The 13,021-nt window shown below is 46.2% G+C and carries 9 protein-coding genes and 1 riboswitch; of the genes, 4 read left to right on the top strand and 5 right to left on the bottom strand.

Going from position 1 to position 13,021, the window contains the following annotated elements:
* The first annotated feature begins 103 nt into the window (after positions 1-103).
* Both ACFO5U_RS11725 and ACFO5U_RS11720 read left to right on the top strand, forming a co-directional pair.
* Positions 104-979, top strand: a complete 876-nt coding sequence (locus tag ACFO5U_RS11725; RefSeq protein WP_377279250.1) for a GAF domain-containing protein — start codon at positions 104-106, stop codon at positions 977-979.
* 315 nt (positions 980-1,294) lie between these two features.
* Complete coding sequence (locus ACFO5U_RS11720) at positions 1,295-4,159, top strand: ATP-binding protein (RefSeq protein ID WP_377279249.1); 2,865 nt, start codon at positions 1,295-1,297, stop codon at positions 4,157-4,159.
* A gap of 163 nt (positions 4,160-4,322) precedes the next feature.
* On the opposite strand, the gene ACFO5U_RS11715 is transcribed toward ACFO5U_RS11720, so the two are convergent.
* From ACFO5U_RS11715 to ACFO5U_RS11695, 5 genes are all read right to left on the bottom strand, one after another.
* Positions 4,323-4,679: a response regulator transcription factor gene (locus tag ACFO5U_RS11715; protein WP_211655463.1), complete on the bottom strand. Its 357-nt coding sequence runs from the start codon at positions 4,677-4,679 to the stop codon at positions 4,323-4,325.
* A gap of 19 nt (positions 4,680-4,698) precedes the next feature.
* A complete protein-coding gene (locus tag ACFO5U_RS11710) occupies positions 4,699-6,099 on the bottom strand; it encodes a glycosyltransferase family 2 protein (RefSeq protein ID WP_377279248.1) in 1,401 nt (466 codons plus the stop codon).
* On the bottom strand, positions 6,096-7,148 hold the full coding sequence (locus tag ACFO5U_RS11705) for a HEAT repeat domain-containing protein (protein WP_377279247.1): 1,053 nt from the start codon (positions 7,146-7,148) through the stop codon (positions 6,096-6,098). The genes ACFO5U_RS11710 and ACFO5U_RS11705 overlap by 4 nt, the downstream gene beginning before the upstream one ends.
* Positions 7,145-8,758, bottom strand: a complete 1,614-nt coding sequence (locus ACFO5U_RS11700; protein WP_377279246.1) for a GGDEF domain-containing response regulator — start codon at positions 8,756-8,758, stop codon at positions 7,145-7,147. The genes ACFO5U_RS11705 and ACFO5U_RS11700 overlap by 4 nt, the downstream gene beginning before the upstream one ends.
* 270 nt (positions 8,759-9,028) lie before the next feature.
* Positions 9,029-9,907 (bottom strand): glycoside hydrolase family protein, encoded by an 879-nt coding sequence (locus ACFO5U_RS11695; RefSeq protein ID WP_377279245.1) that lies wholly within the window; start codon positions 9,905-9,907, stop codon positions 9,029-9,031.
* Between the two features lie 44 nt (positions 9,908-9,951).
* Positions 9,952-10,043, bottom strand: a riboswitch (cyclic di-GMP riboswitch).
* Between the two features lie 287 nt (positions 10,044-10,330).
* Between ACFO5U_RS11695 and ACFO5U_RS11690 the strand changes: the two genes are divergently transcribed.
* A complete protein-coding gene (locus ACFO5U_RS11690) occupies positions 10,331-12,265 on the top strand; it encodes a fructose-1,6-bisphosphatase (RefSeq protein WP_377279244.1) in 1,935 nt (644 codons plus the stop codon).
* Between the two features lie 217 nt (positions 12,266-12,482).
* Positions 12,483-12,782: a TIGR04104 family putative zinc finger protein gene (locus ACFO5U_RS11685; RefSeq protein ID WP_377279243.1), complete on the top strand. Its 300-nt coding sequence runs from the start codon at positions 12,483-12,485 to the stop codon at positions 12,780-12,782.
* Positions 12,783-13,021: the final 239 nt, after the last annotated feature.

Here is a 13,021-nt window from a genome sequence, read left to right as displayed (position 1 = left end):
GATGTAGAAGCACCCTGTTCGTTGCAATTGTCGAAGTTCTTATAGTATCTTTAAAAAGTGATGCAAATATCATTTGCGTACATGCCCTAAGAGGAGGGATATCATGGAACATAAGACAATTGGCCCTTCCAGGAAATTTCAGAGCTTTAATGATGCAGCCAATCAGATACTGAAGATGCTGAGCGATCAACTAGCGATCAATACCTTATTCATTGCTGAAAATGATGGGAAAACCAATACAATTAAAAAAGCGTTTAATAGAAATGAAGAATTGGTGAAAGAAGACAGCCAGTCACCTTTGGATCAGACCTTTTGCAGTTTATCGATCAATTACGGCCAAGAGCCACTGTTAATTGACGATATTTCAAAAGACGCAAATGCAGGAAAATTGGCGATCGCCTCCCAGTTCGATAACGGCTCGTTCATCGGCATCCCGATTTATTTTGATGACGGGGAAGTGTATGGCACCATTTGCGGCTTGGATAAGCATCCGTATACCTTTACCGAGGAAGATCAGAAATTATTTGAAATGATGTCTTCTTTGCTGACCTATATTCTGGAACTGGAGAAGGCACGAAAGGAAATTCAAACCCTATCGTCCCCACTTGTTCCACTGACAGACCAGATTTCCATCTTGCCGATCATCGGCCATATCACCCTTGAGCGAGCCTATCAGCTCATTGATGATGTCGTTATAAAATCAAGTGAAGGCATCGATTTTTTAATCATGGATTTTTCAGGAATTACACAAATCGATCCGCGCATCGAGCAGCCTTTGCTGGACTTGATCAAAACCTTGAAAATCATGGGCATTACCCCGATCATTACTGGCATTCTGCCTACCATGGCGATGCAGGTTCCGCATTTTGCCCATTCCTTGAAAGGGGAAAAGATGGAAGCGACGCTGAAAATCGCTATCGAGCAGCTTGGGTTTGTCTTGATACAGAAAAATGCATCCGCAACTGCCTCTTTGAAATAAAACTTAAGTGGCGGTAGCAAGAGTGAAAACCAGCTTTTCCCTGCTTGTCTATCGCCCGACTGACGCTGCAAATCTCCTACATAGTATGGTCTGGAGAATAAGCGCAACAATTCCCTAAAAGCTTGAGCCATTTTGGCCTCAAGCTTTTTTTGTGCCTGTTTTTCAAATCAGCTGTTTTCGGAAATGATGAAGAGAAAAAGATTCTATAAACCGTGAAAATCGTATACTATGACAAGAGAAGAAATTTTACAATGAAGGTTAAATTTTGAAATTTTTTAGCTATAGAAATGCATAAAGGGCAGGGGGCAGGGCATCATGAATAAACGATCGGAAAAAGGCATCAGGCATAAGTATCTTCGATTAACATTATCTTCTTTGCTTGTTTGTTCGCTATTGATTGCCGCAATTTATTTTTATATGAACAAACAGCAACAGGACCAGCAGGCGGAATATGATTTGCTTGCTGAAAAGCAGGAAACCCTGCAAGAGCTCTCCGAATCGCTGAACCAGCTGTTTTTCCGGACAAGGGGATATTATGCTTTCCAAAACCAGGAAGAGCTCCGGCTAGCCTATGTAGAATTGGAAACCTTGAAGGATTCGATTGACCGGTTGGAGAGCTTACCTATAAACATGGTAGAGCAAGAGCAAATTTCAGAATTAAAAACGTTCATCACCACGTTTGAAGAACAAGTCTTCCCTCAAGCCGTTGAAGCGGTGCAAAACGATGACTACGCTGCATTGCGGGCAATTTCTAGTGATGGCACAAATGCGACCGTGAATGAATTCGTTGCTTTCGCTGATGAGTATAAATCTACTTCCGAGGCAGAGTTGCAGCAATTGAACCAGGGCATGGTCCGGCAGGCAGAGAATTTTTCCTTTGCGTTGGTTTTATTGTTCATCCTATTATTCATCATCACCGCTTTGATTATCTACAGGGCCATGAATGATATCGTCAAGCCTCTAGAAGGAATGCGGGAATCGATCGAAGAATTCGGCCAAGGCGAGACAGTATCGTATAAACCTCTCCAACGTCCCGATGAAATCGGCTTGCTGTCGAGGACTTTCCATAAGATGATGAACACCATCCACAAAAACCAAGAAGACCTGACTTCCCAAAACCAGGCTTTATTAGTGAACAAAGGCCAGTTGCAGGAAAAGCAGGCAGAACTCGAAGATGCGTTGGAAGAAACCGGGAAAACCAAAGATCGCTTGCTTCGCTTCAACGATTTGAACCATATCCTGTCGTTTACTTTGGATAAACAGAAATTGATCGATGCCACGCTTCAGTATTTCACTGATACGTATGAAATCGATACGGGTGTGCTGTGGCTCGCAGATTCCGGTGAATATGCGTTAAAAGGATTTACCGACAGCATGTTCGAGCAGTTCCAGCACCAGCAAATCCCTTATCTGTCGTCCAGGCTGAGAGAAGATGAATCTTTCACGGTTAGGCGGGAAGCGCAAGAGGAAAAAGGATTTGTAGACGGCCCTGTCTATATTTACGATCTATACGCTTCTGTAAGAAACCAAGACAACGAAGGCATTGCGTTGATCGGCTTGTCACGCGTTGGACGGGCTTTTTCAAAAGAGGAAGAAATCGATATCGACGGGCTACTGAAACGCATCCATTTGGCCATCGACCGGATTCAATTATATGACGCCGCAATCCACGAACGCACCTTGAATGAACGCATCGTCAATAATATCAATGAAGGCATTCAGTTTATTGCAAAAAATGGCAGCATGGTGCAGCGCAATGAAACGATGTGCAAAATGCTGAGCTGTGGAAATGCGCCGCTGGATGCCGCCATTTCACAAGATGTGTGGATTCACAGGATGGCCGAACAAACGACAAACCCATCAGCAATGGTAGAGTTTCTCGATATGTGCATCCGAGAAAAAGAAAGCGAAGCAAAGACGTTCCAATATACTGTCAAAGAGCCATATGAACGGGTCATCGATGTGTATAGCACACCTGTTATCGTCGACGGGGAGCGGACAGGCACCATTTTAGTGCACCGTGACATTACACGTGAACACGAAGTCGACAAGATGAAATCTGAACTGGTCAGCACCGTCAGCCATGAGCTTCGGACGCCGCTGTCAAGCGTGCTCGGCTTCACGGAGCTACTGCTCAATAAAGAACTAAAGCCGGATAAGCAAGTGCGTTATTTGAAGACAATTTATAAAGAAGCGAAACGTCTGACGAATTTAATTAACGACTTTTTGGACTTACAGCGCATGGAGTCCGGAGACCAGGTTTACCGGATGGATAAGCTGTCGATGAATGAACTGGTTATCGAAGCGGCGGAGAAATTTAGGACACAGACAACCCATTCCATCGTCTTGATTGATGATGCTTCGGATGTGAAAGTCGAAGGCGACCGGGAGCGGCTGGCGCAAGTATTGATGAACCTGATCGGCAACGCCATCAAGTTTTCCCCTGAAGGCGGCAATGTAACTATTTCCATGACGAACAAGTTGAACAACCTGCGCGTCTCGATCCAGGATGAAGGAATCGGCATCCCGGCTGAGGACATTCCGAAGCTGTTTTCCAAATTCCAGCGTATCGATAATAGTTCGCGCCGAAAAATCGGCGGAACCGGGCTAGGCCTTGCAATATGCCAAGAAATCATCCTGAAGCATGACGGCAAGATTTGGATAGAATCGCAGGAAGGGCAAGGTTCGACCATCCACTTTGAATTACCGCTTGTGTCTGGGATTCAGGAATATGCTGTGCAAGAAGGCGCTGAAGAGAACCCGACGGTGATGATCGTAGAAGACGACATGAGCCTGGCATTGCTGCTGTCAGAAGAGTTGAAACTAAATGGCTTTAAAGTGATTTACCACACCTCGCCAAGAGAAGCATTCAAAGAGGCAAAGCGCACGGCTTTAGTCGGTGCGGTCATAGACATTATGCTCGGGGAAGAATTGAGTGGCTGGGACCTGGTCGATATGATGAAAGAAGATCCTTCTACACAGGAGATTCCGATTGTCATTTCTTCTGCCCTCGATCCATCGGCTGATGCCAACAAAATCAACAAGATCAATCACTACCTGACCAAACCGTATGCCCCGGTGAATTTATCGGAAGTGATGAAGAACCTGCAAAACGGCCAGGAGCAAAACGGCGTCATCTTCTACGCCACATACGGCCTGGACAACGAGCCGGAGAGCTAAGGAAGAGTATAGGGAATAAAAAAACGACCAGCCCCTAAGTTAGGGGCTGGTCGTTTTTGTAGCGTTAACTATTTTTAAATTTTACATAGATACATAGGGCGCGAAAGCTTTTCGCATCTTAATGAAGCAGTGGGCTATCCAAGTGTTCGGAGAACACAGCTTATCAGGACACCAAAATATCTTCCACAAGCGCCAAGAGTTCCATCGGGCTGAACGGTTTGGACATGAAATAATCCGCCCCGTTCAAGATCGCTTTCTCGCGGTCCGCATCTTGTGCTTTCGCCGTCAGCATCAATACTTTCGTATCGTTCTGGTCTTTTCTTACTTCCTCGAGCACTTCCATGCCCGTCAAATAAGGCATCATATAATCCAGCACGACCAAATCGTAGTCATTGGACCGGATCTTCTCCAAGGCTTCTTTGCCGTCCTCGGCTTCTTCGATCAGGAAGTCGTCTTCCAATGTGTCTGCAATCAGTATGCGCAAAATGTCTTCGTCATCTGCGACCAGTATTTTTTTCATATCTATGTCCTCCTTGCGATTAAGTCGAAATTCCTTTGCGTTTCATGTCGCCCCAATGCGCTTTCTTTTGGAATGCGGCGAAAATGCCTCTGACTCGCCATAGCACCATAAGCGGGCGGTACCAAAAGGCCTCAGTCAAGGCCCAGAAATACAGGCGCATCAAATGGGAAACTTTCGGGTATTTGTGGAGCGTCAATTCTTCCAATAATACGGCGAGTGCCGAAATGAGTGAGCCGTAGAACACCGTCACCAAGAACATGATTCCAGCTATCTGCGGATCGACCAGCGAGAAGAAAAAGCCGCCGAAAATGATGAAATAGCCGATAAATTCGAATACGGCACCAAGAAGTTCGATAAACAAAAAATAAGGCATGGAAAACAAACCGATCGAACCATATTTGGGGTTCAGCATCATTTTCCTATGCGTCCACAAAGTTTCAAACAGCCCACGCTGCCAGCGAATGCGCTGAGACTTCAAAACGTCGAGCGACTCGGGAGCTTCTGTCCAGCATACGGGATCGGGAATGTACTCGATGCGCTGCTTGGATTTTTCCTCGCGCAGCAGCCTGTGCAGCCGGACCACCAATTCCATATCCTCGCCGACTGTATTTTTATTATAACCGCCGGCCTGGATGACCCGTTCCTTGTTGAAGACGCCGAACGCCCCAGAGACGATCAGCAAAATATTCAAATGGCTTAAAGCGAGACGCCCGATCAAAAAGGCACGGAAATACTCGACCACTTGCATGATAACGACGGGGCTTCTCGGAAGGCCGACGACTTCGACTTTACTCCTTGATATGGTCGAGCCATTGGCGATTCGTACCGATCCGCCGGTGACGATGATTTGCCCATCCGATTCGATGATCGGTTTCATGCACTTTAGCAGGCCGTCGTATTCCAATATCGAATCCCCATCAATAGCGCAGAAATAAGGGAAAGAAGATAAATTGATCCCGGCATTCAGTGCATCTGCTTTGCCGCCGTTCGCTTTTTTAATGAGGCGGATGTAAGGAAAGATGGAAGACTGATAAATGTCCTCTATTTCCGCGGTCTCGATGTGCATGCGGACAGCGAAAGGGACTTTCTTCATTTTGAATTCTTCAATCATCCGCATCGATGTGCTGTCTTTCGATCCGTCATCGATGACGATAATTTCTTTTTCAGGATATTCCAGTGCCAATAGCGAGCGCACCGTGCTGACAACGCCGACTTCTTCATTGTAAGCAGGCACCAAAATCGATACTGGATAAGTGGATTGATTTCTCAGAAAGTCCTCTGTGGACTCCCGTTTATCAAGCTTGTTCTCTCTTTTCACTTTGCCGAACGCAAGCGCAAAAAGCCCGATGTAGCTCAGGCTTGAAAAAAGCATATAAGCGATGACGATATAGGCTAAAATCAGCGCAAATTCTTGCATCATTGTTCACTTCCTAAAAGAGAGGTTTTCCATTGATTCGCCATGTCGCGTGCATAGCGGTCGGGATGGCTTTCTGCGAGATGGGTGAGCACGATATCTCCTTCAGAAAACTGTGTCAAAGCCTCGGCGGATGAGTAGCGGACCCACCACACCGGATCCCCGAGCAATTCACTAAGCGTTTCTTTGTAGCGCGATAATTGCAGCTTGCCTGCAATCTGCGCGGCAAACATGCGCTCGGGCCAAGATTGAGATTGGAAAAAAGGCGCAAGAGCGCTTGGGGAATTCATGTATTGAAGGTGGAGTACAGCTTTCAATGCCTGAATCCGCATCTCAATCTCAGAGTTCTGTAATTCTTCCTCAATGCGCGGAAGAAATAGCGTCATGCCGGCCATGCCGATATACGAAACAGCCGCGTGCTTGAGCGTGTCATTGGAACTTTCGTTTTTCAAGGCTGCGTCCAATTCATCCAACTTGGTCAGCTCATCGAGCCGTTTGAACACATCGATATAGAGCCGTGCCGGGGCAGCCGGATATTTCGCCAGCGCTGCAATGGCCGATGTCTCGTTCAAGGAAGCGAGTGTGCGGATCAATTGCTGTGCCTCTTGGTCGAGTCTTGAGCTCTTTGCTAATTTGTCTTTCAATAGCGGTATGAGCGATTCCATCCGGAAATCTTCGATAAAATACAAAGTATTCATGCGCATGGCCCAGTTGCTACGCTTGAGCCGCTTGCGATAGCGCTGGGCAAGAAACTCTTCCGACAGATATGCAACCGCTGGAGAAGCGGCGCCCGCTTTTGCCACTGATACGTAATGGTTCAATAAGCGCTCCAGCACAACGAGCCGGTACGGGGAAAGCTTCAATTCCTCAAGAAACCGTTCGTCTGTCGGATCCATCATATAGGAACTAAATGAATCGGTTAAGGCGTTGTATTGCCGCTCAATCCCGGCTTCCCGTTTGTTCGATTGCTGTTTGCGCCAAGCTAAAATCAATAAAAGAAGCAATTGGCCGATGAATAAGGAGACAATGAGGATCCAGAAATGCAGCAAATTCAACTGAACATCCTCTTCGTGAGCCGCTGAACACGGGCTAACACTTCTTGTGCATAAAATGGCTTGACGATATAATCATCGGCTCCGCTTTTCAACGCCAATACGATGTCGGATTCATTGGTCCGTGAAGTGAGCATGGAAATCACGATGTTATCGTGCGGGTATTGTGAGCGTAAGTGGCTCAGTACTTCAAGCCCATCCATTTTAGGCATGACACCGTCGAGCAAGATCATGTAATTCTCTTGAGGGCGGTACCAATCGGAATCGACGAGAGCAAGCCCATCTGGATATTCCTCGATGTGAATATCGAACTCCTCGGCTTTCCAATTGGAAAACTGCTTAGAGACCAATTTGCGGACGAGTAAATCGTCATCAACAATGACGATATTCAGTTTGCGCTTAAAGTCGTTCTGTTCAGATTCATTGACCATTGTCTGGTTGCGGCCGTTTCTTTTTGCTTGGTATAAGGCTTGTTCTGCCTTGTTCACAATCGTTTCCTGCTTAAGCCGGTACTCACTGATTCCGGCGGAAAAAGTAAGATGAATCGGTTCTTCAGGGATGATGGAAAATCCAGTTTCAGCAAGTGTTTGATGCAGGCGTTCCATTAAAGCAACAGCTGCTTGGGGTTTTGTTTCAGGAAGGATTAAGGCGAATTCCTCTCCACCGTAACGGAAGAAATGGTCCGAATCGCGCTTCGCGTTCATGACAAGTTGGCTGAACGACCGCAACACTTCATCTCCAGCCGGATACCCATATTGATCATTGATTTTCTTGAAATAGTCCAAATCGAGCAAGGCCAAGGTGAACGGCTTGCCGTTTCTTTCTGCCAAATTCGTCATTTGCAGCAAAGACTCATCAAATTTGTTGCGATTTCCGGCTCCAGTCAATTCATCTATTCGCGCACCTTGCAGGATGATCTCCTGGCTCCGCAGACGATTCACGATATAAGGAAGGAAGTATGCCATATTCAATGGCTTGGGCAAGAAATCTGTGGCTCCGATTTCCATTGCCCGGATGTAGTTGTCGATATGCCCGTCTTCACTCATGACGGCAAGCGGCAAGTGGCGGCTTCTGCCGGCTTCTGCGATTCGTTCGGCCAGGTGGAATCCATCGACATCCGGCAAATTCGTATCCAATAGAACCATCTGCGGATTCAGCGTATAGAATAATTCCGTGCCCTTTTGGCCATCCAGCGCAATGACGACAGGAATTCCTTGGCGCTCCAGTAGCTCTTTTAGCTGTGCCGCGAATTCAGCGTCGGAATCGATGACCAAGACGAGCGTTTCGCCGTGAGCGGGCGGATCAACAGCTTTTTCCAAACTTGGTAGCGCTTCGGGTGAGACTTCCTCTTCAGTGAAATAAGACCGGAACGACGCCATGAAAGCTGACAGCGACTCAACCGGCAGCAGGGTGGTGCTATGCTCTGAGAAAGAGTCCAGCTGGCTCGTGCAAAAATCGGACAGCTCCATCATCCCGATCGTGCCTGCTGTGCCTTTCATTGTATGCAAAAAACGATAGACTTCATGCTCCTGAATGTCGCCTTGGGCAGTCCATTTTGAAAAGTCCCGTTCCATGCGAGTGGCAAGTAAAGCCTTATAATCTGTTTGGGCCAATTCAATTCAACCTCCTTAAAAAAATGCCGCAAAATTATACAGGACCATATACGGATAGTTTATGGTTGGATAATAGATTCCATAATATGTAATTTAGGCAATTAAATAGATAATATTTTCCACTAATAGAATAACACCAATCAGCTTCCATGTAAGAGATTTACCCCTTGAAACCTGACTTTTTCGTAACATCCTTCTGACAATCCCTTGAATTAAGAATCCGGAAAATAAAAAGACACTTCCAAAAAGCATGAGAAGTGTCTGTATTTTTTATGGCTTGAGCGTCATCCAACTGCCGACATGATGAATGGCAATTCCTTCATAAGCAGCATGCTGCGAATAATGGGCAGCCACTTTAGCCAGCTGAACATTCATATATGCTTCACCTTCTTCAGCGAAGGTGATGATGCTGCCTTCATCGGTGACACCTGTTTCCACGCCTACTACAACGTTCTTGCCGTGTTTTTGGGCCATAGCGATTTCATTTTTGACAATGTCGATAATCATCGGTGCGGAATCCCGGTAAGCCATTAACGTTACCCCGTCCGTGTTTTTGATGACCCATTCAGCCAATAAGCCGCTGCCGTAAGTGTTTTTATAGGAGATTTCATCAAACCAGAAAGGCATATCAGCTTCAAGCGGCAAGTTCAGCTGTGCTGAACTTACTGCCGCTCTTTGAAGAAGCGCTTGATAGGATTTGACTGTGGCGGCGCGGTTTGACTTCCAACCGCTGTACAAATATGGCTCCACGTCCAGGTGGATCCCGTCAAAGCGTGCTTGCTGACTCGATCCGCCTTGGTAATTGCTCAGCCAGTTCATCAGCAAGTTCTGGCTCGTATAACCCTTCGGCGCAACCCAAGCAGGGGCACCGTCCAGTGCGAAAACGGCGATGCCGCGCGCATGTGCTTGAGCTATAAAACTGCGGTAAGTATTTTTCGGGATGTCCCGGTCGATTTGCACGTAAACTTTATTGACGTTTTTATTTTCGAGAAAAGCCAGTACAGAAGCTTGGTCTTCCACGAACATCCATGGATTCCATAGCCAAGTAGCACGGGTTTCAGGCGTTCCGCCGCTTGCTTGGACATTTTCTGCATGAAACGCCAGCATGAGAGACATCGCGAACATTAGTATCGCCGCTTTCTTCAACATATTCTCTTCCTCCATTCTGTGAGCCGAGGCCCGCAAAATGGGTGCCTGGCAACCTGACGACCGTGCACTGCGCAGGCAGTGGATAGGCTCATGGCTTTGCGTCCTTCCTTTTCAGGTAAGTTTGCCTTTTTCAGTTTTTCCTTATTATAATTCCAGTATGTTGAATTTAAATAGTAACTATGTACCTATTAAAAGTTTTACAAGTAATGTGATGCGTTGAACATTTACCAAACTTTATATAATCGTCATAAAGCCCAGATTTTTTTCTCTAATTGCCGAGCGTTCCCTAATTAATAGTAGAGCCGGCAGGAGAACTGCTATAGACTGGAAATATAGAGCACTTCCTTTTGCGACATTCATTTTCATATACGTGGTCAACAAGTGTTTATTTTCAGTGTGTATAGCTTGAAAGGGGGATTCTGGATGAAAAATTCAAAGTATTTGGATCTACTGGCGCAAAAATACGATAGTGAAGAAAAAGTGGCAACGGAAATCATCAATCTAGAAGCCATTTTGAACCTGCCGAAAGGCACCGAGCATTTCGTCAGTGATCTGCACGGCGAGTATCAGGCGTTCCAGCATGTGTTGCGCAACGGCTCCGGCAATGTCAAAGTGAAAATCAGGGATCTTTTCAAGGATGAACTGCAAGAAGATGAATTGAACGAATTTGCGACACTCGTCTATTATCCGGAAGAGAAATTGCAATTGATCAAAAGCCATTTCAGCAGCAAAAAAGAATTGCGGGACTGGTACATAGAAGTCATCGAACGGCTATTGAAGCTTGTTTCGTATGCTTCGTCCAAATACACCCGCTCGAAACTGCGCAAAGCCTTGCCGAAGCAGTTTGTTTATATTATTGAAGAACTGCTCTACAAAACCGATGAATTCACCAATAAAAAAGACTATTACGCGAAAATGCTTGAACAAATCATTTCCTTGGGCCAAGTGGATAAACTCATTATCGGCCTGGCGTACACCACACAGCGTTTGACGGTGGACCATTTGCACGTTGTCGGGGATATATACGACCGGGGCCCGGATCCGCATAAAATTATGGACACGCTTATCGGCTATCATTCCGTCGACATTCAATGGGGCAATCATGATGTGTTATGGCTCGGCGCCTACTCAGGTTCGAAAGTATGCCTCGCCAACATCATCCGCATCTGTGCGCGGTACAATAATTTGGATATCATCGAGGATGTCTACGGCATCAATTTGCGGCCGCTATTGAATTTGGCAGAACAATACTATGACGACAATCCGGCATTCCGCCCGAAACGCATTTCAGATGAAAAGCTGACCGAGCAGGAGCAGCTGCAAATCACCAAAATCCATCAAGCCATTTCAATCATACAATTCAAGCTCGAAAGCCCGATCATTAAAAGGCGCTCGTGCTTCGACATGACCGACCGCCTGCTGCTCGAGAAAGTCGATTACGCTAAAAATGAAGCAACGATCCACGGCAAAACCTATGCTCTCCAAAATACATGCTTCGCGACAATCGATCCCGAACAGCCGGACCGTCTGCTCGACGAAGAACAGCAAGTGATTGACAAATTGCTGTTTTCCATCCAGCACTCGGAAAAACTGGCGCGCCATATGAAGTTCCTCATGAAAAAAGGCAGCCTTTACTTGCAATACAACGGCAATCTATTGATCCACGGGTGCATTCCACTCGAAGAAAACGGCGATATGAAAAAGATGGACATCGAAGGGGAAAGCTACGCAGGCCGCGAATTGCTTGATGTATTTGAGCAGTACACACGCTATGCCTTTGCCCACCCGGAAGAAACCGACGATTTTGCCACCGACATGGTGTGGTATCAATGGACCGGCGAAAACTCTTCGCTATTCGGCAAACGCGAAATGACGACGTTCGAGCGTTATTTTATCCAAGATAAAGAAACACACAAAGAACGCAAAAACCCGTATTACCATTTGCGCGAAGACGAAGAGATGTGCCGCAAGATGCTCGCGGAATTCGACTTGAATCCAGAACACGGGCGCATCATCAATGGCCATACGCCGGTCAAGGAAATCGACGGGGAAGACCCGGTCAAAGCGAATGGCAAAATGATTGTCATAGACGGCGGCTTTTCGAAAGCGTATCAATCGACGACCGGCATCGCCGGCTATACGCTATTGTACAATTCCTACGGCATGCAGCTCGTCGCCCATCAGCTGTTCAATTCCAAAGAAGAAGTATTGCAAAATGGAACCGACGTGCTATCGATCAAGCGCTTGGTAGACGAGGAACTGCAGCGGAAAAAGGTGCGGGAAACGAACATCGGTGAAGAATTGCTGCAGGAAATCAGCAGTTTAAATAGCTTGAGAAAGCATCGCTATATGGAATAATAGAACGCTAGTGGAAAAGGCAAAACCGGACTCTGGTTTTGTCTTTTTTCGTTGGACGAAAGCATGCATGATCAGGCAATCTCCTTTGTATATCCCAGTTAATTGGAATTCGACGTGGGAATTTTTGGATTTCTCTGTTAGGCTTATAGGAGAACTTGCCACGAAATTGTGAAATTATACGCTTTGTCCATTTAAACCATTAAGAAGGAGGGACACTATGCCAATCTGTCAGAATTGCTACGAGCAATGGAACTGGAAACAGACGGTGAAAAAGATGTTCACGCTCGCAACAGGGATCCAATGCCCTTACTGCGAAAAAACGCAATTCCTCACAACGCGGTCGAGAAAAAGAAGCAGCATAACGGTTTTCATCGCGCCGCTCGTCATGTTGTTGGGTATTTTAATCAATCTATCGCCTGTCACCACTTTAATGCTATTAGCAGCCAGCTTCTTCGCGGCTATTGCGGTGTATCCGTTTTTGATCGAATTAACGGATGAAGAAGAGCCGCTTTGGTAGCTTATTAGCCAGCGGGATTTTATTTATTCGTTGAAACATGAATAATCAAAGGTGGTGCGCTTATTTTTTACCCAATCAGTTTTTACATAGCCATTGTCATCGCCATCGTGTACTGTGCTGTCTTGTGAATGCTGCGAAACCTGGAGAAATTCAGGATTCCTCTGTTTATCTACGGGCTTGTGGTGCAGCTATCGTTCCTTGTATTCTTTTTTGGAATGAGCCGTTATTTCAGGACTAGC

The sequence above is a fragment of the Planococcus dechangensis genome, from assembly GCF_042654465.1.
GTDB classification, from domain to species: domain Bacteria; phylum Bacillota; class Bacilli; order Bacillales_A; family Planococcaceae; genus Planococcus; species Planococcus dechangensis.
This window is presented reverse-complemented; position numbering and strand designations above follow the sequence as displayed.

What these genes read in the sequence shown, in the direction of transcription:
- ACFO5U_RS11725 (WP_377279250.1), top strand. Translation starts at nt 104, where the DNA reads ATGGAACATAAGACAATTGGCCCTTCCAGGAAATTTCAGAGCTTTAAT.
- ACFO5U_RS11715 (WP_211655463.1), bottom strand. Translation starts at nt 4,679, where the DNA reads ATGAAAAAAATACTGGTCGCAGATGACGAAGACATTTTGCGCATACTG.
- ACFO5U_RS11685 (WP_377279243.1), top strand. Translation starts at nt 12,483, where the DNA reads ATGCCAATCTGTCAGAATTGCTACGAGCAATGGAACTGGAAACAGACG.
- ACFO5U_RS11720 (WP_377279249.1), top strand. Translation starts at nt 1,295, where the DNA reads ATGAATAAACGATCGGAAAAAGGCATCAGGCATAAGTATCTTCGATTA.
- ACFO5U_RS11710 (WP_377279248.1), bottom strand. Translation starts at nt 6,099, where the DNA reads ATGATGCAAGAATTTGCGCTGATTTTAGCCTATATCGTCATCGCTTAT.
- ACFO5U_RS11690 (WP_377279244.1), top strand. Translation starts at nt 10,331, where the DNA reads ATGAAAAATTCAAAGTATTTGGATCTACTGGCGCAAAAATACGATAGT.
- ACFO5U_RS11695 (WP_377279245.1), bottom strand. Translation starts at nt 9,907, where the DNA reads ATGTTGAAGAAAGCGGCGATACTAATGTTCGCGATGTCTCTCATGCTG.